Source organism: Leifsonia sp. LS1, assembly GCF_020521355.1.
GTDB lineage: Bacteria > Actinomycetota > Actinomycetes > Actinomycetales > Microbacteriaceae > Leifsonia.
In genome coordinates this window covers 172,671-196,900 of sequence record NZ_BPER01000008.1, presented here as the reverse complement: position 1 = coordinate 196,900, position 24,230 = coordinate 172,671, and the positions used below count along the sequence as shown (strand labels likewise).

Below are 24,230 nucleotides of genomic sequence, written 5' to 3'. Positions count from 1 at the left end.
ATCGGGAGAACGGCCGGCAGGTCCAACAGCCGGCAGGAGCGACGGTCACCGGGCGCAGTGCCCGGACGGGTCAGGCGCCCCCGCATCCGCACCCGCCGAAGCGTCCTGCGCGCGCGAGCGGGCTGCGCGGTGCAGGTCGACCTGGCTGCGGGTGATGCGGCCGTGCGCGGGGAGAGCGACACGGTCGCCGTTGTGGAGGTCGGTGGGGAGCTCCAGGAGCAGCGGTCCGAGGTGGGCGAGGCAGAGCGGCGCCGGGGATGCGCGTCCGATGAGCCGTGCCTGCGCCGTCTCCGCCGCCACGGCTGCGATATCGGCGTCGAGCCGGATGTCGAGGCCGCCGCCGGGGTGCGGGGCCACCGCCGTGACCGTCGCGACGATCGCGGCGGCATCGTCGTCGGTGTGGACGCACGGTGTCGTGCACCAGTCGGCGAGCCGGGCGAGGGAGACGCCGGCGATGACGACATCGGTGGTCGTCGGGTGGGTGTGCGCGGGCCAGCGGGACGCGTCCAGAGGTTCGGGGATGCTGCGGCGGAGGGTCGGAAGGATGCGGGTGAGTGTCATGCTCCCGGTCTAGGCCGTGCGCAGGTGCCGGACGCCGATCCTGACGGAACGCATGCGGCCGCGGCCGCGATCCATGCGGTCCGCTCGCGGTGCCCCTCCCACACGCGGACGGCGTCCCGCCGGGATCACCCATTCAGATCGAGGTCCGTCGATTCAGCACTATCCTGGATGAATGGAACTGCGCCAGCTCGAGCACTTCGTCACCGTCGCCGAGGAGCGCCACTTCACCCGGGCGGCCGAACTGCTGCAGATCTCGCAGTCAGGTCTCTCGGCCTCCATCCGCTCCCTGGAACAGGAGCTCGGCACCTCCCTCTTCGTCCGCAGCACACGCCGCGTCGAGCTGACCACCGCAGGCCAGGCGCTGCTCGCCGACTCCGTGCGCACGCTCGCCAGCGCGGCCGCCGCTCGGGACGCGGTCGCCGCAGTGCGCGGCCTCCAGCGAGGCCGCCTGACGATCGGGGCCGAACCCTGCCTGGGCTCGGTCGACCTCCCGGCCGAACTCGCAGCCTTCCGCACCGCCAACCCCGGGGTGGAGGTGCGGCTGCGCCAGACCGGATCCGTCGAGCTGGTGGATGCGGTCGCGAACGGACAGGTCGACGTCGCGCTCGTCGTCGACACCGGCCACACGCCGGCGGGGGTGCGCCTGCGCCGGCTCAGCACGCAGGACCTGCTCATGCTCTGCCACCCGGATCACCGCTACTCGGGCGAGGACGCCCTTCCGATCGAGAGCCTGCGCGACGAGACGATGATCGGCTTCCAGGAAGGCTGGGGTGCGCAGGCGCTCACTCGCCGCGCGTTCGCGGCGGCCGGCATGGACTATCGCCCGGCGATGGAGGTCAACGACGTGCACCCGCTGCTCGACCTGGTCGGTTACGACCTCGGTGTGGCGATCGTGCCGATGAGCTTCGCGCGCAAGCGGCCGGAGCAACTGCGCGCCGTGCCGCTCGCGGGCGACGTGCCGAAGTGGACGGTCGCGGTCGCCGCGGCGGAGGAGCCGAGCCCCGCGGCGGCCGCGTTCCTGCGCCAGGTCAGCATCGACTGAGCCACCCATCGGGTTCTCGTCCGCTGTAACACAACTTTTACTTGTGTAGGGTGGAAGCAACTTGCATGCGTTCAGCGAAGCATGAAGGATAGTTTCACCGGGGCGAGACGCTTCGTCCGCCGACACATTCCCGGTTTCGAAGAGGAGACAGCACCATGAAGAAGCGCTACCTCTCCGTCGCCGCCGTCACCATCGCCGCGCTGGCCCTCACGGCCTGCTCGAGCGGTGGCAGCAGCGATGGAGACTCGGTCGACGCGAAGGGCCAGAAGCTCAGCGTGTGGATCATGCAGGGCACCAACCCCGACTCCACCGCCTTTTTCAAGGAGGTCGGCGACGCGTTCACGAAGGAGACCGGAGCCACGCTCGACGTTCAGTTCGTCCAGTGGGCCGACGCTCACGACCGGTTCGTCACCTCGATCGCGGGCAACACCACGCCCGACGTCGCGGAGACCGGCACCACCTGGACCGCCGAATTCGCGGACGCGGGCGCCCTCGCGCCGATCGGCGACGAGGTGAAGAAGGCCGGTCTCGAGGACGACCTGGTGAAAGGCCTCAAGGAGTCCGGCACCTATGACGGCGAGCTCTACGGCATGCCGTGGTACGCGGGCGTCCGCAGCCTCGTCTACCGCGCCGATGTCTTCCAGGAGCTCGGCATCGAGGCGCCCAAGACGTGGGACGACATCGTTGCCGCGGGCGAGAAGATCAAGGCTGCGAAGCCGGACATGATCCCGTTCGCCGTACCGGGCACCGCCGAGTTCGGTGTCTACCCGTGGGTGTGGGGTGCGGGCGGCCAGGTCGCCACCGAGAAGGGCGGCACCTGGACCTCGGGTCTCGACAGCGCCAAGTCGCGTGAGGGCATCCAGTTCTACACCGACCTCGCGACGAAGTACGGCTTCTCCACCTCCGGCGCCACCACCTGGAAGGAGACCGACGTGCTCGACAACTTCAACCAGGGCAAGGTGGCCATGGCCATCCAGGGGTCGTGGACCCCGGCCACCATCGTGCAGAAGGCCCCCGACCTCAAGGGCAAGATCGCGGCGACCCCGATTCCGGGCAAGGACGGCGGCATCAGCCCCTCGGTGCTCGGCGGGTCGCACCTCAGCGTCTTCAACACGGCGAAGAACAAGGACCTGGCCTGGAAGTTCGTCGAGCTGATGACGACCGGCAAGTTCGCGTCCGAGTGGGCGTCGCAGACCGGCTACTTCTCGGGCCTCAACTCCCTCGTCAAGAAGGCGATGGAGTCCGACGACCCGCTGGTCAAGCCGTTCGCCACGCAGATGGTCGACGGTGGAGCGTCGGTGCCGGTCACCCCGCAGTTCGGCGCCGTGCAGGCCAAGCAGACGACCAACGCGATGATCCAGTCCATCCTCTCCGGGCAGAAGACGGTCGACCAGGCGACGACCGACGCGGCCAAGGAGATGACCCAGTTGCTGAACGACAAGTAGCCCGATGGCCATCGACGTTCACCCCGAGACGCCGGCCGTGCGCACCGCGCGCGGCCGGCGCCCCGGCGCCTCCGCCCCGAAGCGCAAGCGCTCGTTCATCGCCGTGAGCCGGCCGTGGCTGCTGCTGGCGCCCGCTCTCGTCGTGCTCGCAGGCCTGCTCCTCTGGCCGCTGGTGCGTGTCGTGATCTTCTCCCTGCAGGACTATGGCCTGCGCGAGATCGTCAGCGGCAAGACGAACTTCATCGGCTTCGACAACTACGCCGAGATCTTCGGCAACTCCACGCTGTGGACGGTGGCGCTTCCGAACACGGTCGTCTTCGCCATCCTGTCGGTCGCCGGCACGGTCGCCCTCGGCACGCTCGTCGCGCTGCTGATGGCGAACCTCGGGCCCACGTGGCGCACCGTCGTCGGCAGCGCGATCATGGTCGCCTGGGCGATGCCCGCGGTGACGGGCACCTATGTCTGGATCTGGATCTTCGACGCCGACAACGGCATCGTCAACCAGGTGCTCAAGAACCTCGGCCTGATGCACGAGTCGTTCAACTGGTTCACCAACCCGATCAGCTTCTACGCGATCGTGCTGCTGAACGTGATCCATCACGGTTTCCCGTTCGTCGCGATCACCGTGCTCGCGGGCCTCCTGGGCGTCTCGAAGGAGATGCTGGAGGCGGCCGCGATGGACGGCGCCGGCGCGGTCCGCCGCTTCTTCTCGATCATCGTCCCGTCGCTCAAGCAGGTCTTCGCGGTCGTGATCATCCTGTCCACCATCTGGGACTTCAAGGTCTTCGCGCAGGTGTACCTGATGCCCGGCGGCTCCGGCTCCAACCGGCAGGTGCTCAATCTGGGCGTCTGGTCGTACGTGGAGTCGTTCGGCCAGAACCGCTACGGCTTTGGCTCCGCCATCGCGGTGCTGCTGACCATCGTCCTCCTGGTGATCACCGTGATCTACGTCCGCACCATGCTCAAGGAGGAGAAGCTGTGAAGCGCACCGTCCGCGGCAACATCGGCAAGGCCGTCGCCGTCACCGTCCTCCTGATCTTCACGCTCTTCCCGGTCTACTGGATGATCTCCAGCGCGTTCGACAAGCGCGCCTCGAGCGGCGGGCAGTCGCTCGTGCCGCAGGAGTTCACGCTCGACAACTTCACCTACGTCCTGACGCAGGCGGGCTTCGGCGTCTTCCTGCGCAACTCGCTGATCGTGGCCGTCGCGGTGGTCGTCATCTCGGCAGTGCTCGCACTGCTGGCCTCGGTCGCTGTGGCCCGGTTCAACTTCAGGTTCCGCACCGCGATGCTGTTCATGATCCTCACGGTGCAGATGGTGCCGCTCGAGGCGCTCGTGATCCCGCTCTTCGTGCAGGTGCGCGACCTCGGCCTCCTGAACCAGCTGCTCGGCCTCATCGTCGTGTACGTCGCGCTCTCCCTGCCGTTCGGCATCTGGATGCTGCGCGGGTTCGTCGCGGCCGTACCGGTCGAGCTGGAGGAGGCCGCGTACCTCGACGGCGCCAGCTGGTGGCGGATGTTCCGCTCGGTGCTGTTCCCGCTGGTGATGCCGGGCCTGGTCGCGACCAGTGTCTTCGCCTTCATCACCGCTTGGAACGAGTTCATCTTCGCCATGACCCTTCTCGGCGGCGCCACCGAGAACTACACCGTGGCGATCGGTCTCAAGCAGTTCTTCGGCGAGCACACCAACGAGTGGGGCTACGTGATGGCGGCGTCGACGCTCATCACCATCCCTGTCATGGTGTTCTTCGTGCTGGTGCAGCGCCGCCTCTCGAGCGGCCTGGTCGCCGGCGCGGTCAAGGGCTAGGAGGCACGGGATGAGCGCGAGCACCGATCCCGCCGTCCGCTCGCTCGTCGCGGGCGTGCTGTGGCCGGGATTCCTCGGCACCGCTGCACCGGACTGGCTGTTGCAGGCGTTGGACGAGGGCCTGGCCGGAGCCGTGTACTTCGGCCAGAACATCGATGCGGCGGACCCGGCGCAGCTCCCCGCCCTCTCGGCCCGGCTCCGTGAGGCGCGCCCGGGCGTGCTCCTCGGCGTGGACGAGGAGGGCGGCACGGTCACGCGGCTGGAGGCGGCGGGCGGCTCCACGCTCCCGAGCGCGTCCCAGCTGGGTCGCGTCGACGACACCGCGACCACCCGGGCGGCGGGAGTCGAGCTCGCGCGCCGCGTCCGCGCCTCCGGTGCCGACGTCGTGCTCGCGCCGGTCGCCGACGTCAACACGAACCCGCGCAACCCCGTCATCGGGACACGCTCCTTCGGGTCGACCGCGGCGCTCGTGGGGCGGCACGTCGCCGCGATGGTCTCGGGGCTGCAGGCGGGCGGGGTCGCCGCCTGCGTCAAGCACTTCCCCGGCCACGGGGACACGGCCGTCGACTCGCACCTCGGGCTCCCGCATGTGAGTCTGCCCGGCAGCGAGGTGGAGGCCGAGCACCTGCCGCCGTTCCAGGCTGCGATCGACGCGGGCGTGGCCGCCGTGATGACGTCGCACGTAGTCGTCGACGCGTTCGGCGACCTCCCCGCCACCCTGGACCCTCGCGTCCTCGGGATGCTGCGGGAGCGCGGCTTCACCGGCGCCATCATCACCGACGCCCTCGACATGGCCGCCATCCGCGCCGAGTTCGGTGCCGGCGCGGGGGCGGTCCGCGCGATCCTCGCGGGTGCCGACCTGCTCTGCATCGGCAACCCCTCCGACCTCGGACCCAAGCACGGCGCCAGCAGCGACCTGGACGACTACGCGGAGGTGCGCGATGCGCTCTTCGCCGCCGTCGACGACGGGACCCTCCCGGTCGCCGCGCTCGAGCGGGCCGCCCGTTCGGTGGCGGACCTCTCCGACTGGACAGCGGCGGCTGCGCGCGCCGGAGGCGCCTCCACAGGCGAGCTCGGTGAGTTCGACCCGGCCCGGGTCGTGCGCGAGGCGCTCGTCGTGCGCGGCGACGTCGTCGTGCCAGCGCGCGATCGCGTGGTGCTCGACCTGCGGGATCGTGCGAGCGCCGCGGTGGCCTCGACCGCGGAACCGTTCAGCGCCGCGCTCGTCGCCGCGCGGGTGGTCGTCGGTCCGCTCGGTGGCCGTGACGTGGTCGGCGTGCTGGGAGACGCGCTCGTGCACATCCCGGAGGAGTCCGCTGTCGTCGCGCTGGTCGACGCGGTCCAGCCGGGCTCGCCGCAGCGCCGTGCGCTCGGGCTGCTCGCCGCGGCCCGCCCCGCTTCTGTGATCGTGAACACCGGCCTCCCCGCGGCGGACGAGCTCCCGCTGCCGGGCCTCGACACCTTCGGCTCCAGCCGGGTGACGGCCGACGTCGTCGCCGAGACACTCGCGGGGGTGACCGCGTGAGGATCCTCTCGCTGCAGTCCGGTACGAGCGTCGACGGCATCGACGTGGCCGTGGTGGACATCGACGAGGTCGACCCGACCGACCGCCCGGCCGTGCGCCTGACATCGGTGCTCGGGCGCACCGTCCCCTGGTCGGGCCGGACGCGCGACCTCCTGCTCTCCGCCGTCGAGGGGCACGCGCTGACCCCGGCCGATTTCGTCCGGATGGACACTCTCGCCGGCCAGGAGTTCGCGGATGCCGCAGCCGGCGCCGCCGACAAGACGGGCGGAGTGGAGTTGGCGGTCTCCCACGGTCAGACGCTGCATCACTGGGTCGACGGCGGCCACGCCCGCGGCACGCTGCAAGTCGGTCAGCCCGCCTGGATCGCCGAACGGCTGGGGGTCCCCGTGCTCTCGGACGTCCGCTCCGCCGACATCGCGGCGGGTGGCGAAGGCGCCCCGCTGATGGGGCTCTTCGACCGTGCCTGGCTCGCGAGGGAGGCGGCGCGTGACGGCCGACCGGTCGCGACGGTCAACCTGGGCGGAATCGCCAACGTGCAGATCGTCGAGCCGGACGGCGGCCTGATCGCCTTCGACAGCGGCCCGGCGAACGCCCTGATCGACGCGGCAGTCGCACGTGCCACCGGAGGCCTCCAGGGTCAGGACACGGACGGCGTGCTCGCGGCGAGCGGCCGGGTCGAGGAGGCGCTCCTCGCCGAGCTGCTCGCGCATCCCTACTTCACCGCGCCCGTCCCGAAGAGCACCGGACGCGAGACGTTCGACCTCTCCGTCGTCGACGCGGCGGCGGAACGAGCGGGCGTGCAGCCCGACCTCGCCGACCTGGTCGCCACGCTCACCGCGCTGACGGCGCGCACGGTCGCCGACGCGGTGCGCTCCTCCTCCTCGCGCGTCCCGTCCCGGGCGATCGTCTCCGGCGGCGGGACCCGCAACCCCGCCCTCATGCGCGCGCTCTCCGCCGTGCTCGGCCTCCACGGCGTCGACGTCCGTCCGAGCGATGCGCTCGGCATCGACGCGGACCACAAGGAGTCGCTGCTCTTCGCGTTCATCGGCTACCTGAGCTGGCACGGCATCCCCGCCGAGCTGCCCGGCACCCCACGCGGCCGAGCGCGAGTGCTCGGGCGGCTGAGCCTCACCCCCGACGCCGTCCCCGGCCGCCGCCTGCGCGGCGTCGCCGGGCTGACACTGGCCGCCGAATCCGCCGAGGCGGTGTCCCGGTGACCGACACCACACGAAAGGACCAACCCGTGGCTGAGCCGCATCCCCTCTCCGACCTGCGCGAGACACTCGGGACGCTCGCGACCGAGGCGGTGAGCGAGTCCACCCGCGATCTCGACATCATGTCGATCGAGGAGCTGGTGGCGGCGATGAACGAGGCCAACGCGGAGGTGCCTGTCGCGGTCGCGCGCGAGAGCGCCAGCATCGTCGCGGCCGTCGAAGGCGTCTCGGAGCGCATGCGGCGCGGCGGTCGGCTGATCTACGCGGGCGCCGGCACTGCCGGGCGGATGGGCGTGCTCGACGCGAGCGAGATCCCGCCGACGTTCGGCGCCGCTCCCGAGCTCGTGGTCGGTCTGATGGCGGGCGGCCCGGAAGCGCTGCACACAGCGGTCGAGAACGCGGAGGACGACGACGAGGCCGGTCGCGCTGCCGTGCGTGCCGTCACCATCGGCCCGCTCGATGCGGTGGTCGGCATCTCAGCGTCGGGCCGCACGCCGTTCGTGCTCGGGGCGATCGACCAGGCGCGCCGGGCGGGTGCCTTCACCGTCGGGCTCTCCTGCAACCCGGATTCGCCCCTCGGGCGCGACGCCGAGGTCGGCATCGAGGTCGTCGTCGGCCCCGAGATCCTGACCGGCTCGACCCGGCTCAAAGCCGGGACGGCTCAGAAGCTCGTGCTCAACATGATCAGCACCATCTCGATGGTGCGGCTCGGCAAGGTCTACGGCAACCTGATGGTCGACCTCCGGGCCACCAACGCCAAGCTGCGCGCCCGGTCCGAGCGGACCGTTATGCTGGCGACGGGCACCGATCCGCAGCAGGCTGCGGAGGCGCTCAACGCGACCGGCGGGTGGATTAAGGCGGCGATCCTCATGAGCGAGACGACCCTCGACGCGGACGCCGCTGTGCGGGTCCTCGCCGAACACGGCGGACGGCTGCGCGACGCTCTCGCGGCGGTCGATGCACGGGAATCGGTGCGGTAGAGCATGATGGCCGACGTCCTCTCCGCGGTGCGCCAGGCGGTGCCGCGGCTGAGCGCCACCGAGAGGCGCATCGCGCAGGTGGTGATGGAGCATCCCGAGCGGGTCGTCGATCTGACCATCTCCGAGCTCGCCGCCGTCTGCGACGCGTCCCAGGCCACCATCGCGCGCTTCTGCCAGAGCATCGGCTTCAGCGGCTATCGGGAGTTCCGCCTCGCCGTGGCCGCCGCCACCAGCCGTGAGCAGGCGACACGCGAGCGGTTCGACCTGACCGAGAGCGAGGTGGACCCGGCCGACAGCGTGCAGGAGGTCGTCGCCAAGATCGCCTACCAGGATGCGCTCGCCATCGAGCAGACCGCCCGCGAGCTCGACCTCGACGCGCTCGACCGCGTGGTCTCCGCCATCGTCGCCGCCGGCCGCATCGACCTCTACGGGGCCGGTGCCAGCAGCCTCACCGCGCAGGACCTGCAGCAGAAGCTCTCCCGCATCGGGCTGACCGCCTTCTGCTCGGTCGACTCCCATCTGGCTCTCGCGTCGGCCGCACTGCAGAAGCCCGGCAACGTCGCCATCGGGGTCTCCCACTCCGGCGAGACGCTCGAGACCACTCACGCGCTCTCCGTCGCGCACGCGGCCGGAGCGACGACGGTCGCGATCACGAGCTTCCCCGACTCCAGCATCCGCGGCGTCAGCGATCACGTGCTCACCACGCAGGCGCGCGAGAGCCTCTACCGCAGCGGCGCGATGTCGAGCCGCATCGCGCAGCTCGCGCTCGTCGACTTCCTCTTCGTGCGCGTGGCGCAGCAGATGTACGACCGGATGACGGAGTCCCTGCGGCTCACCTACGAGGCGGTGCGCAGCCAGCGGCCGGTGCGGATCGAGCGCGCGGAGCGTCCCGAGCGATGACCGCCGCCCGCACTCCGGTCGCCGACCGTCTGCTCCCGCGACCTCTGCGGGCGGAGGACCGGCCTGGCGAGTTCGTGCTCGACGAGCGGACGGTGGTCGTCGCCGATGCGGCCGGCGCACCGATCGCCTCCTGGCTGCGGGCGCAGCTGGCGGCCGCGACCGGTCTGCCCGTCGCCGGTGCGCCCGAGGCCGTGGATCCCGTGACGACGGACGGAGAGGGCGTCGGTGCGATCGCCCTCGCCGTCGATGCAGCGCTCGCCGCAGAGGAGTACCGGCTCGCGGTCGAGCCCACCGGAGTACGCATCCAGGGCGGCTCGGCCGCTGCGGTGTCCCACGGCGCGCAGTCGTTCCTGCAGCTCCTCCCGCCTGCCGTCTACCGGCGCGGCGTCGTGCCGGGGACCCGCTGGGCCGCACCCGCCTGCATCGTCGAGGACAGCCCCGCGTTCGCCTGGCGCGGGCTGATGCTCGACGTCGCCCGCCACTTCTTGCCCAAACACGACGTGCTGCGCTTCGTCGACCTGCTGGCGATGCACCGGATGAGCGTGCTGCACCTCCACCTCACCGACGATCAGGGCTGGCGGATGGAGATCCGACGCTACCCGCGTCTCACCGAGATCGGCGCATGGCGACGGGAGTCCCAGGTCGGCTTCGGCCCGGACGCCCCGGCCGACGGCCGCCCGCACGGCGGCTTCTACACCCAGGACGACCTCCGCGAGATCGTCGCCTACGCGGCCGCGCGGGGCATCACGGTGATCCCGGAGATCGAGTCCCCCGGCCATGTGCAGGCCGCGATCGCGGCGTATCCGGAGCTCGGTGTCGCGGGCGGGGACGAGCCGCGCGAGGTGTGGACGCGCTACGGAATCAGCCGCAACGTGCTCAACCTCGAGGAGTCGACGGTCGCGTTCTTCCGGAACGTGCTCGACGAGGTCGTCGACGTGTTCCCCTCCGCATACATCGGCATCGGCGGTGACGAGTGCCGCAAGGACCAGTGGCGCGCCGATCCGCGGACCCAGGAGCGGCTGCGCGAGATCGGAGCGGCGACCGAGGAAGAGGGCCAGAGCTGGTTCGTCCGCCGGATCGACGAGCACCTCACGTCCCGCGGCCGCCGGTCATACGGCTGGGACGAGATCCTGGAAGGCGGCCTCGCCCCGGGTGCGACCGTCGCCAGTTGGCGCGGGGAGACCGGGGCCGTGGCCGCCGCGCGTCAGGGCCACGACGTGGTGCTGTGCCCCGACCGTGTCCTGTACTTCAACTACCGGCAGTCCGATTCGCCGGAGGAGCCCATCCCGTTGGTCACGGTGACGACCGTCCGTGACGTCTTCGAGCTCGACCCGGTGCCGGCTGAGCTCACGGACGACCAGCGTGCGCACGTGCTGGGCGCGCAGGCGAACCTGTGGACCGAGTACATCGACCAGCCGCGCGGGCTCGACTACTTCGCCTTCCCCCGCCTCGCTGCGCTGGCCGAGGCCCTGTGGTGCGCCGACCGGTCGGGCGAGCGGTCGTGGGAGGAGTTCGCGCCACGCCTCGACGCGCACCTGGCGCGCCTCGACGCGGTCGGCGTCGAGTACCGCCGTGCCGACGGGCCGCTGCCGTGGCAGCAGCGCCCCGGCATCCCCGGCGCGCCGCGCGACCGTGCGGACCGCGAGGCCGAGCTCGCCGACCTCACCGCGACCATCGTCTCCTGACCCGCGCGCCCGCGCCGCCCCGCTGCCGAGCACACGGAGAGTGCGCGCACTCGGCGGGCGGGAGGGGCGGGCGACTCGTCAGGCGGCGTTCAGGCGGCGTTCAGGCGCGCGAGCTCGTCGGGGGTGAGGATCACATCGACGGCGGTCACGGAGTCGCGGATCGTCTCGGGACGCGAGGAGCCCGGGATCGGGATGACGTGCGGCCCCTGCGCCAGGTGCCACGCGAGTGCCACGACCTGCGGGCTGATCCCGCGGGCCGCCGCGACGTCCTTGAACGGCTCGAAGCGGCTCCCGAGCTCGGCCGCGTTCGTGATGCCGCCGAGCGGGCTCCACGGCAGGAAGGCGATGCCGAGCTCCCCGGTCAGCTCCAGCTCCGGGGCGCTCGATCGGAACGCGGGCGAGAACTGATTCTGCACCGAGGCGAGCCGGCCGCCCAGGATGTCCTGAGCCAGCCGGATCTGCTCGGGGTTCGCGTTCGAGATCCCCGCGAGGCGGATCACCCCCTCGTCCAGCAGGTCGCGCACGGCGCCGACCGAGTCGGCGTAGGGCACCTCCGGGTCGGGCCGGTGGAACTGGTACAGCCCGATCGCGTCGCCGCCGAGTCGGGCGAGGGAGGCCTTGGCGGCCTTCCTGATGTACTCCGGGCGCCCGTTCAGCGTCCAGCTCCCGTCGCCCGGGCGCAAGTGGCCGCCCTTGGTCGCGACGAGGACGGTGGAAGCGTCGCCGCTCCACGTGCGCAGCGCTTCCGCGATGAGCTCCTCGTTGTGTCCGACCTCGTCGGCGTGCAGGTGGTAGGCGTCGGCGGTGTCGATGAAGGTGACCCCGGCGTCGAGCGCGGCGTGCACGGTGCGGATCGAGCGCTCGCGGTCCGGGCGGCCCTCGATCGACATCGGCATGCCGCCCAGCCCGATCGCGCTCACCTCGACGTCGGCGATCCTGCGTGTCTTCACTCTGTTCCTTTCGGTATCGTTGCGGTAGAGCGCCCGGCGCTCACCAGGCGTAGTCCTCGGGGGCCGTCTTGTGGCCCGGGAAGATCTCGTCGAGACGGGCCAGCGCGGTCTCGTCCAGCTCGACGTGGAGGGCGCGGAGCCCGGCGTTCAGCTGGTCCAGGGTGCGCGGTCCGATGATCGGGCCGGTGACGCCCGGCCGGCTGAGCAGCCAGGCGAGGGCGATGTCGCCGGGCTCGTGACCGAGCTCGGCGGCGAACGCCTCGTAGGCCTCGATCGCGTCGCGGTGCTCCTCGAGCGTCTCGGCGGCGCGACCCTCCAGGCGGCGCTTGCCCTCGTTCTGCTTGCGTACCACGCCGCCGAGGAGGCCGCCCTGCAGCGGCGACCAGGCGATGACGCCGATGCCGTTGGCCTGCGCGGCCGGCAGCACCTCCAGCTCCACCTGCCGGGTGAGGAGGTTGTAGATGGACTGCTCGCTGACGAGGCCGAGGAGGTTGCGCTTGCGGGCCTCCGCCTGCGCGGTCGCCAGGTGCCAGCCGGCGAAGTTGCTCGACCCCGCGTAGAGGATCTTGCCCTGGGCGATCGCGGTCTCGATGGCCTGCCAGATCTCGTCCCAGGGGGTGTCCCGGTCGACATGGTGGAACTGGTAGATGTCGATGTGGTCGGTCTGCAGGCGCTGCAGGCTGGCGTCGAGGGCGCGGCGGATGTTGAGGGCCGAGAGGCGGCCTTCGTTGGGCCAGTCGCCCATCTCGCCGTACAGTTTCGTCGCGAGCACGGTCTTCTCGCGGCGGCCGCCGCCGAGGGCGAACCAGTCGCCGATGATCGACTCGGTCGCGCCCTTGCCGACATGCTGGCCGTAGACGTTCGCGGTGTCGAAGTAGTTGATGCCGGCCTCGTGGGCGGCATCCATGATGGTGTGCGAATCCTCCGGCGACGTCTGCGGGCCGAAGTTCATCGTGCCGAGGACGAGGCGGGATACTTTCAGGCCGGACCGGCCGAGCTGGGTGTACTCCATGCCGTCAGCATCCGCCCACCCCGGCCGGAAGTCCAACAGGAGGAGTGGATGGGATTATGCGAGCGCGTCGATGAATGCGAACGAGGCTACGATCCCAGCATGCGCGAAGTGATCCCGTCCCTGTATCGCGTCGAGTCGGCGCGCGCCGGCAACGCCTACCTCATCGAGGCGGGCGACCGGTCCGTGCTGGTCGACTCGGGGCTTCCGTCGGGAGCGCGAAGGGTGGTCGCGGAGTTGGCGGCCGCGCGCATCCCACGCCTCACCGACATCGTCCTGACCCACTACGACCCCGACCACGTCGGGGCTGCGGCTGCGGTGCAGCGCGAGACCGGGGCGCGGGTGTGGCTCGGCGAGGCGGACGTGCGCATCCTGCGCGGCGAGGCCGAGCCGCCGACCCGCGTGCGCCGCTGGATGCGGAACGCGGGATGGCTGGGCCGCCCGGCTATCCCGGCGCTCGTCGAGCTGCCGGACGACGCGGAGACCGAGGTCGTGCCGGGACTCGTCGCGGTGCCGGCTCCCGGGCACACGCCCGGACACCATGCGTTCCTCTGGCGTGGGGTTGCGTTCATCGGCGACGCGGCGCGTGTCTCGCACGGGCGGCTCGTGCACTTCCCCGGCTTCCTGATCAGCGACCGGACGGCCGCCGACGCGACGCTGGGGGCGCTCGCCGCGCGTCGCCCGCGCCTCGTCTGCCCCGGGCACGGCGCGCCCGCCCGGCTCGCCTGAGCGGCGAGGCGGCCGATTCTCGGCCGCTTCGGCGTCCCGGGCCCCAGTTCGGGCCGCCTCGCGGGTCAGGCTCCGGGGTAGGCGCCGGCGGCGATGTCCTCGAGGAGGGTGGGACCGGTCGGCTCCCAGTCGTAGCGGGCGCGGGTGAGGGCGCTGGAGGCGGGGATGTCCGCGGCGAAGAAGCCGCCGATCCAGCCGAAGTGGGAGGCCGCATCCTCGGGGGATATGGAGGCGGTGGGGACGCCGAGCGCCGAGCCGAACGCCTCTGCGATCTCGCGCGCGGGGATGCCCTCCTCGCCCACGGCATGCACGATCGCGCCGCCCTCCGGTGCGGCCTCGAGGGCGCGCGCGATGAGGCGGCCGGCGTCGGAGTGGTGCACCGCCGGCCAGCGGTTGGAACCGTCGCCGACATAGCCGGCCACGCCCTTCTCGCGTGCAATACCCGCCAGCACGGCCGAGAAGCCGTGGTCGCCGATGCCGTGGACGGTCGGCGCGAAGCGGAGCGAGACCGGGCGGACGCCGCGCTCGGCCGACGCGAGCGCGAAGCCCTCGGCGCCGCCGCGCGGGGAGGCGGGGTCGGAGGAGCGGGGGCCGTCCTCCTCGGTCGCGACGCGGCCGGGAGCCAGCATCGCGATCCCGGATGCGAACAGGAACGGCCTGTCGGTCCCGGCCAGCTCGTCGAGCATGGTCTCGACCGCGGCGCGCTCCGTGCGCCCGGCCCCTTCGTAGTCGGAGAAGTCGTGCTTGAAGGCCAGGTGGAGCACGGCGTCGGCCTCCGCCGCTCCCGCGCGGAGGCTGGCCAGGTCGTCCAGGCTGCCGGTGCGCACATGGGCGCCGGCAGCCTGGAGGGCGGCGGCCGAGGCGTCCGATCGGGCGAGCCCGACGACCTCGTGTCCGGCGGCGAGCAGCTCGGGGACGGCGGCCGAGCCGATCCAGCCCGAGGCTCCGGTGACGAAAACGCGCATGGGAGGTTCCCTTCCAGTCATGTCAGTGGCTGACATCGACAGTAGCACCGATGTCAGCAGCTGTCATCACTAGACTGTGCTCATGGGACGCTGGGAGCCGGACGCGCAGGGGCGCATGCGTCTGGCCGCGCTCGAGCTCTATCTCGATCCGGGGTTCGAGCAGACCACCGTCTCCGACATCGCGGCACGCGCGGGCGTGACGGAGCGCACCTTCTTCCGCTACTTCACCGACAAACGCGAGGTGCTCTTCGACGCGACCGGGCAGATGGAGCACGACGTGCTCGCCGTGCTCGCCGGCCTCCCCGCGGAGATCCCCGCGCTGGAGGCGGCGGAGGAGGCGCTCGCCGAGGGCACGACGCTGCTGGAGGAGCGTCGGCCGTATGCGCGGCAGCGGGCTGCGGCGATCGCAGCCAACGCCAGCCTCCAGGAGCGGGAGCTGCTCAAGCTCGCCCAGCTCGGCGAGGCGGTCACGGCCGCGCTGCGCGCGCGCGGCACCGCGCATCAGGAGGCTGCGATCGCCGCCGAAGCGGCCGTCGCGGCCTTCAAGGTCGCCTTCGCCGCGTGGGTCGCCGACGACGCGCCCGGCTCACTGGCCGAGCGCGTGCGTCAGGTGATGGGAGAGCTGCGCGCGCTCTCCGCCGTCGTCGCAGAATGACGACGGCGCGCGCCCGCCGAGGCGCGCCCGCGTACAGCCGCCGGCCGGCGCCTACTGCGCCAGCGCGGCCTCGAGCTCGGGGTCCGTCGGCTCGACGAAGTGACGGCCGTCGGGAAACACGACGACGGGGATGTTGGTCCGCCCGCTGATCGCCTGCGCCCGCTCGGCCTCCTCGGGCCGCGCGACGAGGTCGATGTACTCGTAGTCGGCGCCCAGCCGGTCGAGCAGCGCCTTCGAGCGGATGCAGTCGCGGCACCAGTCCGCGCCGAACATGGTCAGCTTGTCGAACGATTCGGTCATCACGCCAGCCTAGGCCGCCACGCCTGGGAGCCGACCGTCCACGACCAGCGTCGCCCGCTCGCGCGTCGCCTCGATGAGGGCGGCGTTGACGCCGTCGACCTCCCGCGCCCACGCGAGGGCGGCCTCCGGGGTGCGGCCGTGACGGGTGTGCCGATCCACGAGCCGGGCCTCGCGTTCAGCTTCCGGCGTCGCCACGAACCAGCTCTCCGCCAGGAGTGGAGGGATGCGCGACCACGGGTCCGCATCCACCAGCAGGTAGTTGCCCTCGACCACCACCAGCCGTGTCTCGGGCAGCACGCGGATCGACCCCGCGACCGGCTCGTCCACCCGCCGGTCGAACGCCGGAGCGTAGACCGGGTCGAGCCGATCGGTCGCCAGGCGCTGCACGAGCGCCGCGAACCCCCAGGCGTCGAAGGTGTCGATCGCCCCCTTCCGGTCGCGCCGACCGAGCTGGTCGAGGGTGCCGTTCGCCAGATGGAAGCCGTCCATCGGCACGTGCTGGGCGGTCCCGGGCGTCCCGCTCAGCGCGTCGACGCGCTCCGCGACCGCGCGCGCCAGCGACGTCTTGCCCGACCCGGGGCTGCCCGCGACGCCGAGCACGGCCCGCGAACCGGCCGGTGCGAGTGCGGAAGCGCGCCGGGCGAGGGCGTCGAGATCCAGATCGGCGGGTGGGATGTCGAGAGGCACGTCCCCATCATCGCGGTTCGCCGGACCTCCCACAGCACTACGGAACTCCTGCAGGCATTCATGCCCGATCCCGGCCCTCCCGCCGCGCGGCGCTACGGAGGATCACGACGTCCGTCACGGGACTCCTCAGAAAACCCCGGCACCTGCCCGCACCCCTGCGATTGGCTGAACCCCGGCCGGCACACGCGTCGGCCGGGGAGATGGGCGAGCGCCGCGACGCCGATGCGCGAATCGGCGGAGCTGAACCGGGGGGATCATCCGGAGGTGGATGATCGCGGCTGCGGCGCTCCCCGTCGAACCCGGCCTACGGCGTCCTCCGCCCTCCTACCGCCCCGCCGGCTCGTACCGCACCGGTGCGTAGTGCCGGCCCACCAGCGCGCGCAGCGTCTCCAGGTCGCCGTCGAGCAGCCCCGCGGCGCGGGCCTGGATGAGGGCGTTGCCGAGGGCCGTCGCCTCGACCGGGCCGGCGAGCACGGGCACGCTGGCCCGGTCCGCCGTCGCCTGGCAGAGGAGGGCGTTGCGTGCACCTCCGCCGACGACGTGGATGGTGTCGACGGGGACGCCGGAGAGTTCGGAGGCGCTCCGCACGGAGCGGGCGAAGGCGTCGGCGAGGCTCTCGACGATGACGCGGACCATGCCGGCCGGGCTGGCGGGCGCGCGGCAGTCGTGCTCGGCGAACCAGTCGGCGATGCGGCTCGGGAGGTCGCCGGGCGCGAGGAAGCGGGGGTCGTCGGCGTCGAAGAGATCCGTCGGCCGGGGGAGGCCCGCGGCCTCGGCGAGCAGCGTCTCCAGCGTGACGTGGAGGCCGCGGCGCCGCCACTCGCGCAGGGACTCGCTCAGCAGCCACAACCCCATCACGTTGTGGAGGTAGCGGACCCGGCCGTCGACGCCCCCCTCGTTGGTGAAGTTGGCCGCGCGCCCCTCCGGGCTGACGACGCGGTGCTCCAGCTCGACGCCGACGAGGCCCCAGGTGCCGCAGGAGATGTAGGCGGCGCGGGAGGCGTCCATCGGCACGGCCACGACGGCGGACGCGGTGTCGTGCGAGCCGACGGCGGTCACGGTCGGCCCGGCGCCGCCGAAAGGCAGGTCGGCGGCGAGGGACGGCAGCAGCGGGCCGACGGCGGAGCCCGCGTCGACGAGCGGTGCGAACACGCCGCGAGGCAGGCCGAGGCGCTCGATGAGATCGTCGTTCCAGCGGCCCTCGGCGGTGAGCAGGCCGGTGGTGGAGGCGTTGGTCCGCTCCGCCTGCTCGATGCCCGTCAGCCAATAGGTGACCAGGTCGGGCACGAGGAGAAAGCGATCCGCACCCTCCAGTGCGCCGACGTCGTGGTCGGCGGCGAGCTGATAGAGGGAGTTGAACGGCAGGAACTGCAGGCCGCCCTCCCGGTACAGCTCGTCGGGTGCGACGGCCGCGTGCACGAGCTCCACGCCGCGCTCGGAGCGCTCGTCGCGGTAGTGGTAGGGCTCGCCGAGCAGCCGGCCCCCGCGCAGGAGGCCGTAGTCGACGGCCCACGAGTCCACGCCGACGGCGACGAGGCCGGGCTCGGTGCGGGCGACGGAGCCGAGCCCCTCCAGGATGCTGGTGAACAGCCCGGCGAGGTTCCAGTGCAGGGCCGGACGGTCCCCCTCCCACAGCCGCACGGGCGTGTTGAGGAATCGGGCCGCCTCCGTCAGCTCGAGCGTGTCGGCGCCGACGCGGGCGTGCATGACGCGCCCGCTGGTCGCCCCGAGATCGACGGCCGCGACGGCGCCCGTGCGCGACGCGGCGGTCATCGCAGGAAGGCGGCGGCGACGCCGGCGTCTACGGGGATGTGCAGCCCCGTAGTGTGGTCGAGGTCGCTGGTGCAGAGCACGAACACGGCGTTGGCGACGTGCTCCGGCAGGACCTCGCGCTTCAGCAGGGTGCGCTGGGCGTAGTACTGGCCCAGCTCCTCCTCGGGCACCCCGTAGACGGCGGCGCGCTTGGCGCCCCAGCCGCCGGCGAAGATCCCGGAGCCGCGGACCACGCCGTCGGGGTTGATGCCGTTGACCCGGATGCCGTGGTCGCCGAGTTCCGCGGCGAGGAGGCGCACCTGGTGGGCCTGGTCGGCCTTCGTGGCGGAGTAGGCGATGTTGTTCGGGCCGGCGAAGAGGGAGTTCTTCGACGAGATGTAGACGATGTCACCGCCGAGCTTCTGGTCGATCAGCACCTTGGCGGCGGCGCGCGAGACGAGGAACGATCCCTTCGCCATGACGTCGTGCTGGAGGTCCCAGTCGGCCGTGGTGGTCTCCAGCAGTGGCTTGGAGATGGAGAGGCCGGCGTTGTTGACGACGAGGTCGAGGCCGCCGAAGGCGAGCAGGGCGGCGTCGACGGAGGCCTGGACGGCCTCCTCGTCGGTCACGTTCGCGACCACGCCGATGGCGACGTCGGCGCCGCCGATCTCGGCGGCGGCCGCCCGGGCCTTCTTGAGGTCGAGGTCGGCGATGACGACGCACGCGCCCTCGGCGGCGAGGCGGGTGGCGATGGCCTTGCCGATGCCGGAGGCGGCGCCGGTGACCAGTGCGATCCGGCCCGCGAGCGGCTTCGGCTTCGGGAGGCGGGCCAGCTTCGCCTCCTCCAGTGCCCAGTACTCGATGCGGAACTTCTCCGCCTCGTCGATCGGTGCGTAGGTGGAGAGCGCCTCGGCGCCGCGCATCACATTGATGGCGTTGACGTAGAACTCGCCGGCGACGCGGGCGGTCTGCTTGTTCGCTCCGTAGGAGAACATCCCGACGCCCGGGATGAGTACGATCGCCGGATCCGCGCCGCGGATCGCCGGGGAGTCGGGGGTGGCGTTGCGGTCGTAGTACGCCTGGTAGTCGGCGCGGTACTGCTCGTGCAGCTCGTCGAGCCGGGCGACCGACTCCTCGACCGAGGCGGTGGCCGGCAGGTCGAGGACGAGCGGCTTGACCTTGGTGCGGAGGAAATGGTCGGGGCAGGACGTGCCGAGCGCGGCGAGGCGCGGGTGCTCGCTCGACGCGAGGAAGTCGAGGACGACGTCGGAGTCGGTGAAGTGGCCCACCTGGACCCGGTCGGTGGAGGCGAGTGCGCGCAGATGGGGAGCCAGTGCGGCGGCCTTCGCCCGGCGCTCCGCCGCGGGGAGCGCCTCGTAACCGGCCAATGGGGTTCCGAACGGGTTCGGCCGGCCGTTCGCGGCGATGTACTCGGCGGCGGTGTCGATGATCCAGAGCGAGTTGGCCTCCGCCTCCTCGCTGGTCGCGCCCCACGCGGTGATGCCGTGGCCGCCGAGGATCGTGCCGATCGCCTCCGGGTTCGCGGCCTTGATCGCTGCGATGTCCAGGCCGAGCTGGAAGCCGGGGCGCCGCCAGGGCAACCAGACGACCCTGCCGCCGAAGATCGCCTTCGTCAGCTCCTCGCCGTCGGCGGCCGTCGCGATCGCGATGCCGGAGTCGGGGTGGAGGTGGTCGACGTGGGCCGCATCCACCAGGCCGTGCATGGCGGTGTCGATCGACGGAGCAGCGCCGCCCTTGCCGTGGAGCGTGTAATCGAACGCGGCGACCATCTCGTCCTCGCGTTCGACGCCCGGGTACACGTTCCGCAGCGCGCGCAGCCGGTCCAGACGCAGCACCGCGAGGCCGGACTCCGTCAGTGTGCCGAGGTCGCCTCCGGAGCCCTTGACCCAGAGGAGCTCGACCGGCTCGCCGGTCACCGGATCGGTCTCGACGCCCTTGGCGGAGGTGTTGCCGCCGGCGTAGTTCGTGTTTTTCGGGTCGGCGCCGAGGCGGTTCGAGCGGGCGATGAGCGCCGCGACGGTCTCGTTCGTCATGATGCGTGGGTTCCTTATCGGGGAGGGACGGTCGTGGTCAGGGGAGCGCGGGGGTGGAGAGCCACGCGGTGATGCGGTCGATGCTGCGGCGTGCCGCCGCCTCGTCGGGCCGATTGAGGTGGCCGTGGCGGCTGCCGGGCTCGAACAGCGAGAGCACGGTGACGCCGTGACGGGCGAGCGAGGCGGCGAAGGCCTCGCCCGATGCGCGGAGGGTGTCGACCTCCGAATTGAGGACGAAGACCGGCGGCAGCCCTGTCGGGTCGGCGAGGCCGGGGAAGGCGTACGGGTCCGACATCGTGGCCTCGTCGCCCGCGAAGTTCAGGTTCATCTCGCGGACGGCGTCCGGCTCGAAGCGCGGGTCGTCTGGCTCGTGCAGCGCGACGGCGGCCTCCAGCTCCGCCGAGAACGACGGCAGCTCGGGATGCACGGTCGGGTACGCGAGCAGGGCGCGCGCCGGGAGCGGGCCGCCCCCGTCGCGGAGCCGCAGCAGTGCTCCTGCCGCGAGGTCGCCGCCCGCGGACGCGCCGCCGATCGCCAGCCGGGCCGGGTCGATGCCCAGCTCGGCCGTGTGGGCGGCGACCCAGCGGAACGCGGCGACGACGTCGTCCGACGGTACGGGGAAGTGAACGCCCTCCACCGCGAGCCGGTAGTCGACCGACACCACGACGAAGCCGCGTTCGGCGAGCGACCGGGACACCCAGTCGGCCTCGGGCATGTCGAGGTCGCCGCCGGCGAAGGCGCCCCCGTGGTTCCACACCAGGCCGGGGTGCACGGCGTCGCCGGCGGGCGCGTACACGCGCACCGGGATGCTGCCGTGGGGACCCTCGGCCGCGAGCTGCCGGACGACGATGGCGGGCACGTCGGTCAGGCTCCCCAGCCGGCCTGGGTGCCGCCGACGCGCTCGGACTCGATTTTCTCCTGGTAGCCCGACGCCTTGTAGGCGGCCATCGGGTCGGCCGGGAGACCGCGGCTCTCGCGCCAGGCGGCGAGGTCGGCACGCACGTCGGTATTGAAGGCGTCCATGAACACCGTGTTGGCGGCGAGCACGTCGTTGGCGTGCTGCGCGGCGGCCAGCGCCTCCGTGTCGACGAGGAGGGCCTTCGCCGTCGCCTCCTGCACGTTGAGCACCGAGCGGATCTGGCCCGGGATCTTGGCCTCGAGGTTGTGGCACTGGTCGAGCATGAACGCCACGTCCGGGTTGCCGTATCCGCCGCCCTGGATGACCTCAAACACGATCCGGAACAGCTGGAACGGGTCGGCCGCGCCCACGATCAGGTCGTCGTCGGCGTAGAAGCGGCTGTTGAAGTCGAACGAGCCGAGCTTGCCGAGGCGCAGGAGCTGCATGACGATGAACTCGATGTTGGTGCCCGGCGCATGGTGGCCGGTGTCGAGGCAGACGAGGGCGCGCTCGCCGAGGGCCGAGGTCTGCGCGAAGCTGGTGCCCCAATCCGGAACATCGGTGTGGTAGAACGCCGGCTCGAAGAACTTGTACTCGAGCACGAGACGCTGGTCGTCGCCGATGCGCTCATAGATCTTCTGAAGGCTGTCGGCGAGGCGGTCCTGGCGGGCGCGCAGCGAGTCCTGACCCGGGTAGTTGGTGCCGTCGGCCAGCCAGATCTTCAGATCGCGCGAGCCGGTCTCGTTCATGACGTCGATGCACGCGAAGTGGTGGTCGATCGCCTTCTGACGGATGCGGTCGTCGTGGTGGGTCACCGAGCCGAACTTGTAGTCGTCGTCCTGGAACGTGTTCGAGTTGACCGTGCCGAGCTCGACGCCGTTGTCCTCGGCGTGCTTGCGCAGGTCCGCGTACGAGTCGACCGTGTCCCACGGGATGTGCAGGGCCACCGTCGGGGCGAGGCCGGTGTGCTTGTGCACTTGCGCGGCGTCGGAGACCTTCTCGAAAGGATCGCGGGCCGTGCCGGCGGTGCCGAACACCTTGAAGCGGGTGCCCGAGTTGCCGAACGCCCAGCTCGGCAGCTCGATCGCCTGCAGGGCGAGCTGCGAGCGGATGTCGTCGGTGAGTGTCATGGATGTCGCTTTCTCTGGGGACGGGTGCGTGACGTTCGGGGCGGATCAGCCGGGCCGGGACGCCCGCGGGCTCAGTCGAGGTGGAAGTACTCGGCCAGCCGGTTCATCGTGCTGTCGGGTGCGGCCTCCTCGGCGAAGTACTCCGCCATCCCGGCCTGCCAGCGGTCGTTGACCTCGCGGGAGCTCATCCCGGCGACCGCGGCGTCGAAGTCGTCGGTCTCGAGGTAGCCGACGACCAGCCCGTTCGCGCGGTCGACGAAGAGCGAGTAGTCGTGCCAGCCGGTCTCGCGCAGTGCGTCGAGCATCTCGGGCCAGACTGTCGCGTGGGCGGCGAGGTAGTCCTCGACGCGCTCGGGCTTCAGCCGCATGGTGAAGCACACCCGGCGGGATGCGGACACGGTGACTCCTTCGTCGTGGTCGGGTCGGAGGCCGAACCGAAGCGCTCCTCTGAAACGATTCAAGACTAGCGTGGGGACCGCGGCGGCACAAGACGGCCCGGTGCCGGACGCAGCGGGGTCGCGAATCGCCGCTCCGCCGGCTGCAGAGCGGCGGGATGCGACCCCTCTGCGGGGAAGGGGGGGTCAGGCGGTGGGGGAGGAGGAGCGGCGCACGACGAGCTCGGGGACGAACCGCACGTGCTGATGCACGTGCGGGGCGCCGACCTCCAGGTCCTCGATCTCGCGGAAGAGCAGCTCCCCGGCGGCGTAGCCGATCTCGCGGCGCGGCTGTCGCACGGCGGACAGGGGCACCGCGGCCGTCGCGGCGAAGTCGATGTCGTCGTAGCCGATCAGGGCGATGTCCTCCGGCACTCGGAGCCCCGCGGTGACGAAGCCCTGCAGCAGGCCGAGCGCGAGGAGGTCGTTGGCGGCGAAGACCGCGGTCGGACGCTCATCCGCGGGCCGGGCGACGATGCGCTCCGCCGCGTCGCGGCCGTCCCCGGCACTGAGGCGCTCGACGGGCAGGATGTCGAGCTGGACCTCTCCGGCGCCGGAGGCGGCGGCCTCGGCGATCGCGAGACGGGCGCCCTCCACGCGGTCGCGGATCTGCTGCAGATCGGCCGGGCCCCCGACGAAGGCGATACGGCGGTGGCGCTCCGCGATGAGGTGGCCGACGGCGAGCCTCCCGCCTTCGACGTCGTCCACGGCGACCGAGCAGGCCTCGAGATCCGAGGCCACCCGGTCGACCAGCACGGTGGGGATGCCGTGCTCGCGCAGCCGCTCGACGACCGCCCCCGCCCCGGCGAGCGGTGCGAGGAGCACCCCGCGCACCCGCTGCTGCTCGAACGCGGCGAGCTGCCGCTGCTCCCGGTCGCCGCTGTTGCCGCTGTTGCCGAGCTGGATGGAGTAGCCGCGCTCGAGGGCGAAGCCCTCCGCGCCCACGTAGAGGTCGGTGAAGAACGGGTTGCCGACGTCCATCACGACCATGGCGATGCTGCGGCTCGCACCGGCACGCAGCTGCCGGGCCGACTCGTTACGGGTGAAGCCGAGGGCCGCGATGGCGTCTTCGACGGCGCGGCGCGTGGGCTCGGCGACGATGTCGGGACGGTTGAGCACATTGGACACGGTGCCGACGGCCACACCGGCCAGCGCGGCCACGTCTTTCACGCTCGGGCGCTTGGCGGCGGCCATCCGTGCTCCCTCCCTGCATCCCGTGGACCGATCAGCCATCGTATCGTTTCACCCCACGCCGCCGACGGGCCGAGCTCCCGGGTCCGGGATTCACGACGTTGCGCTCGGATCTGCCGCCGCAGGGATCCGGAGACGAGGGCTGCACAGCGCCGAATCTCCGGAGTTCCGGAGCTATTCGCGGCGCGTCAGCGCGGAAGTCCGGAGTTCCGGAGTCGTGTCGGGCGCGGGCGTCCGTGCCCGGCAATGACGGAGTCTTCCGCCGCCACTCCGCTCAGTTCTCCGTCGGAACGGAGGATCGGGCAGCTTCGGCCTTCT

At 71.8% G+C, this 24,230-nt stretch carries 23 protein-coding genes; 11 read left to right on the top strand and 12 right to left on the bottom strand.

The annotated features are described in order from the left end of the window. Nucleotides 1–45: 45 nt before the first annotated feature. Nucleotides 46–561, bottom strand: coding sequence for a hypothetical protein (locus tag LLS1_RS15285; protein WP_226656820.1), 516 nt, complete (start codon nucleotides 559–561; stop codon nucleotides 46–48). 172 nt (nucleotides 562–733) lie between these two features. Between LLS1_RS15285 and LLS1_RS15280 the strand changes: the two genes are divergently transcribed. The 9 genes from LLS1_RS15280 to LLS1_RS15240 all read left to right on the top strand — a co-directional run bounded on the left by LLS1_RS15280 (nucleotide 734) and on the right by LLS1_RS15240 (nucleotide 11,158). Next, the gene (locus LLS1_RS15280; RefSeq protein ID WP_223358964.1) at nucleotides 734–1,603 is read left to right on the top strand and encodes a LysR family transcriptional regulator; all 870 of its coding nucleotides are present in this window, start codon (nucleotides 734–736) and stop codon (nucleotides 1,601–1,603) included. A gap of 155 nt (nucleotides 1,604–1,758) precedes the next feature. Beyond that, the gene (locus LLS1_RS15275; protein WP_226656818.1) at nucleotides 1,759–3,048 is read left to right on the top strand and encodes a sugar ABC transporter substrate-binding protein; all 1,290 of its coding nucleotides are present in this window, start codon (nucleotides 1,759–1,761) and stop codon (nucleotides 3,046–3,048) included. Nucleotides 3,049–3,052: 4 nt separating this feature from the next. Next, nucleotides 3,053–4,030 (top strand): carbohydrate ABC transporter permease, encoded by a 978-nt coding sequence (locus tag LLS1_RS15270; protein ID WP_223358966.1) that lies wholly within the window; start codon nucleotides 3,053–3,055, stop codon nucleotides 4,028–4,030. Next, nucleotides 4,027–4,854, top strand: coding sequence for a carbohydrate ABC transporter permease (locus tag LLS1_RS15265; protein WP_223358967.1), 828 nt, complete (start codon nucleotides 4,027–4,029; stop codon nucleotides 4,852–4,854). Before LLS1_RS15270 ends, LLS1_RS15265 begins: the two co-directional genes overlap by 4 nt. Before the next feature lie 10 nt (nucleotides 4,855–4,864). Then, nucleotides 4,865–6,379 (top strand): glycoside hydrolase family 3 protein, encoded by a 1,515-nt coding sequence (locus tag LLS1_RS15260; protein WP_226656816.1) that lies wholly within the window; start codon nucleotides 4,865–4,867, stop codon nucleotides 6,377–6,379. Further along, nucleotides 6,376–7,596 (top strand): anhydro-N-acetylmuramic acid kinase, encoded by a 1,221-nt coding sequence (locus LLS1_RS15255; RefSeq protein ID WP_226656814.1) that lies wholly within the window; start codon nucleotides 6,376–6,378, stop codon nucleotides 7,594–7,596. The genes LLS1_RS15260 and LLS1_RS15255 overlap by 4 nt, the downstream gene beginning before the upstream one ends. 26 nt (nucleotides 7,597–7,622) lie before the next feature. After that, entirely contained in the window at nucleotides 7,623–8,573 is a 951-nt protein-coding gene (gene murQ, locus LLS1_RS15250; RefSeq protein ID WP_226656812.1) for an N-acetylmuramic acid 6-phosphate etherase, read from the top strand. 3 nt (nucleotides 8,574–8,576) lie between these two features. Beyond that, nucleotides 8,577–9,473 carry a MurR/RpiR family transcriptional regulator gene (locus LLS1_RS15245; RefSeq protein WP_223358971.1) on the top strand — a complete coding sequence of 299 codons (897 nt, stop codon included), beginning with the start codon at nucleotides 8,577–8,579 and terminating at the stop codon, nucleotides 9,471–9,473. After that, entirely contained in the window at nucleotides 9,470–11,158 is a 1,689-nt protein-coding gene (locus LLS1_RS15240) for a beta-N-acetylhexosaminidase (protein WP_226656810.1), read from the top strand. The genes LLS1_RS15245 and LLS1_RS15240 overlap by 4 nt, the downstream gene beginning before the upstream one ends. Nucleotides 11,159–11,247: 89 nt before the next feature. On the opposite strand, the gene LLS1_RS15235 is transcribed toward LLS1_RS15240, so the two are convergent. Together LLS1_RS15235 and LLS1_RS15230 are read right to left on the bottom strand one after the other, a co-directional pair. Next, nucleotides 11,248–12,108: an aldo/keto reductase gene (locus LLS1_RS15235; RefSeq protein WP_226656808.1), complete on the bottom strand. Its 861-nt coding sequence runs from the start codon at nucleotides 12,106–12,108 to the stop codon at nucleotides 11,248–11,250. 40 nt (nucleotides 12,109–12,148) lie between these two features. Then, nucleotides 12,149–13,120, bottom strand: a complete 972-nt coding sequence (locus LLS1_RS15230) for an aldo/keto reductase (protein WP_223358974.1) — start codon at nucleotides 13,118–13,120, stop codon at nucleotides 12,149–12,151. Nucleotides 13,121–13,219: 99 nt separating this feature from the next. On the opposite strand from LLS1_RS15230, the gene LLS1_RS15225 reads away from it, so the two are divergent. Further along, complete coding sequence (locus tag LLS1_RS15225) at nucleotides 13,220–13,846, top strand: MBL fold metallo-hydrolase (protein WP_226656806.1); 627 nt, start codon at nucleotides 13,220–13,222, stop codon at nucleotides 13,844–13,846. Nucleotides 13,847–13,911: 65 nt separating this feature from the next. Here the strand turns inward: LLS1_RS15225 and LLS1_RS15220 are convergent, their stop codons facing one another. Next, nucleotides 13,912–14,811 carry an SDR family oxidoreductase gene (locus LLS1_RS15220; protein WP_226656805.1) on the bottom strand — a complete coding sequence of 300 codons (900 nt, stop codon included), beginning with the start codon at nucleotides 14,809–14,811 and terminating at the stop codon, nucleotides 13,912–13,914. An 82-nt stretch (nucleotides 14,812–14,893) separates the two neighbouring features. Between LLS1_RS15220 and LLS1_RS15215 the strand changes: the two genes are divergently transcribed. Next, nucleotides 14,894–15,466, top strand: coding sequence for a TetR family transcriptional regulator (locus LLS1_RS15215; RefSeq protein ID WP_226656803.1), 573 nt, complete (start codon nucleotides 14,894–14,896; stop codon nucleotides 15,464–15,466). A 51-nt stretch (nucleotides 15,467–15,517) separates the two neighbouring features. Here LLS1_RS15215 and LLS1_RS15210 read toward each other — a convergent pair whose 3' ends face one another. The 8 genes from LLS1_RS15210 to LLS1_RS15175 form a co-directional block, all read right to left on the bottom strand. Beyond that, the gene (locus tag LLS1_RS15210; protein WP_223358978.1) at nucleotides 15,518–15,766 is read right to left on the bottom strand and encodes a glutaredoxin family protein; all 249 of its coding nucleotides are present in this window, start codon (nucleotides 15,764–15,766) and stop codon (nucleotides 15,518–15,520) included. 9 nt (nucleotides 15,767–15,775) lie between these two features. Further along, complete coding sequence (locus tag LLS1_RS15205; RefSeq protein ID WP_226656801.1) at nucleotides 15,776–16,453, bottom strand: nucleoside/nucleotide kinase family protein; 678 nt, start codon at nucleotides 16,451–16,453, stop codon at nucleotides 15,776–15,778. A gap of 324 nt (nucleotides 16,454–16,777) precedes the next feature. Continuing rightward, entirely contained in the window at nucleotides 16,778–18,226 is a 1,449-nt protein-coding gene (locus LLS1_RS15200) for a rhamnulokinase family protein (protein ID WP_226656800.1), read from the bottom strand. Beyond that, nucleotides 18,223–20,259, bottom strand: coding sequence for a bifunctional aldolase/short-chain dehydrogenase (locus LLS1_RS15195; RefSeq protein ID WP_226656798.1), 2,037 nt, complete (start codon nucleotides 20,257–20,259; stop codon nucleotides 18,223–18,225). Before LLS1_RS15195 ends, LLS1_RS15200 begins: the two co-directional genes overlap by 4 nt. Nucleotides 20,260–20,296: 37 nt before the next feature. Next, the gene (locus LLS1_RS15190) at nucleotides 20,297–21,118 is read right to left on the bottom strand and encodes an alpha/beta hydrolase (RefSeq protein ID WP_226656796.1); all 822 of its coding nucleotides are present in this window, start codon (nucleotides 21,116–21,118) and stop codon (nucleotides 20,297–20,299) included. 5 nt (nucleotides 21,119–21,123) lie between these two features. Next, nucleotides 21,124–22,287 carry an L-rhamnose isomerase gene (gene rhaI / locus LLS1_RS15185; RefSeq protein ID WP_226656794.1) on the bottom strand — a complete coding sequence of 388 codons (1,164 nt, stop codon included), beginning with the start codon at nucleotides 22,285–22,287 and terminating at the stop codon, nucleotides 21,124–21,126. Nucleotides 22,288–22,358: 71 nt separating this feature from the next. After that, on the bottom strand, nucleotides 22,359–22,685 hold the full coding sequence (locus LLS1_RS15180; protein ID WP_226656792.1) for an L-rhamnose mutarotase: 327 nt from the start codon (nucleotides 22,683–22,685) through the stop codon (nucleotides 22,359–22,361). A 183-nt stretch (nucleotides 22,686–22,868) separates the two neighbouring features. Beyond that, nucleotides 22,869–23,915 (bottom strand): LacI family DNA-binding transcriptional regulator, encoded by a 1,047-nt coding sequence (locus LLS1_RS15175; protein ID WP_223358985.1) that lies wholly within the window; start codon nucleotides 23,913–23,915, stop codon nucleotides 22,869–22,871. Between the last annotated feature and the right edge of the window lie 315 nt (nucleotides 23,916–24,230).

Bases quoted from the DNA above. Each gene is read 5' to 3' on its own strand.
- LLS1_RS15285 (WP_226656820.1), bottom strand. From the start codon at position 561: ATGACACTCACCCGCATCCTTCCGACCCTCCGCCGCAGCATCCCCGAA.
- LLS1_RS15280 (WP_223358964.1), top strand. From the start codon at position 734: ATGGAACTGCGCCAGCTCGAGCACTTCGTCACCGTCGCCGAGGAGCGC.
- LLS1_RS15275 (WP_226656818.1), top strand. From the start codon at position 1,759: ATGAAGAAGCGCTACCTCTCCGTCGCCGCCGTCACCATCGCCGCGCTG.
- LLS1_RS15270 (WP_223358966.1), top strand. From the start codon at position 3,053: ATGGCCATCGACGTTCACCCCGAGACGCCGGCCGTGCGCACCGCGCGC.
- LLS1_RS15260 (WP_226656816.1), top strand. From the start codon at position 4,865: ATGAGCGCGAGCACCGATCCCGCCGTCCGCTCGCTCGTCGCGGGCGTG.
- LLS1_RS15245 (WP_223358971.1), top strand. From the start codon at position 8,577: ATGATGGCCGACGTCCTCTCCGCGGTGCGCCAGGCGGTGCCGCGGCTG.
- LLS1_RS15240 (WP_226656810.1), top strand. From the start codon at position 9,470: ATGACCGCCGCCCGCACTCCGGTCGCCGACCGTCTGCTCCCGCGACCT.
- LLS1_RS15230 (WP_223358974.1), bottom strand. From the start codon at position 13,120: ATGGAGTACACCCAGCTCGGCCGGTCCGGCCTGAAAGTATCCCGCCTC.
- LLS1_RS15225 (WP_226656806.1), top strand. From the start codon at position 13,220: ATGCGCGAAGTGATCCCGTCCCTGTATCGCGTCGAGTCGGCGCGCGCC.
- LLS1_RS15220 (WP_226656805.1), bottom strand. From the start codon at position 14,811: ATGCGCGTTTTCGTCACCGGAGCCTCGGGCTGGATCGGCTCGGCCGCC.
- LLS1_RS15215 (WP_226656803.1), top strand. From the start codon at position 14,894: ATGGGACGCTGGGAGCCGGACGCGCAGGGGCGCATGCGTCTGGCCGCG.
- LLS1_RS15210 (WP_223358978.1), bottom strand. From the start codon at position 15,766: ATGACCGAATCGTTCGACAAGCTGACCATGTTCGGCGCGGACTGGTGC.
- LLS1_RS15200 (WP_226656800.1), bottom strand. From the start codon at position 18,226: ATGACCGCCGCGTCGCGCACGGGCGCCGTCGCGGCCGTCGATCTCGGG.
- LLS1_RS15195 (WP_226656798.1), bottom strand. From the start codon at position 20,259: ATGACGAACGAGACCGTCGCGGCGCTCATCGCCCGCTCGAACCGCCTC.
- rhaI (WP_226656794.1), bottom strand. From the start codon at position 22,287: ATGACACTCACCGACGACATCCGCTCGCAGCTCGCCCTGCAGGCGATC.
- LLS1_RS15175 (WP_223358985.1), bottom strand. From the start codon at position 23,915: ATGGCCGCCGCCAAGCGCCCGAGCGTGAAAGACGTGGCCGCGCTGGCC.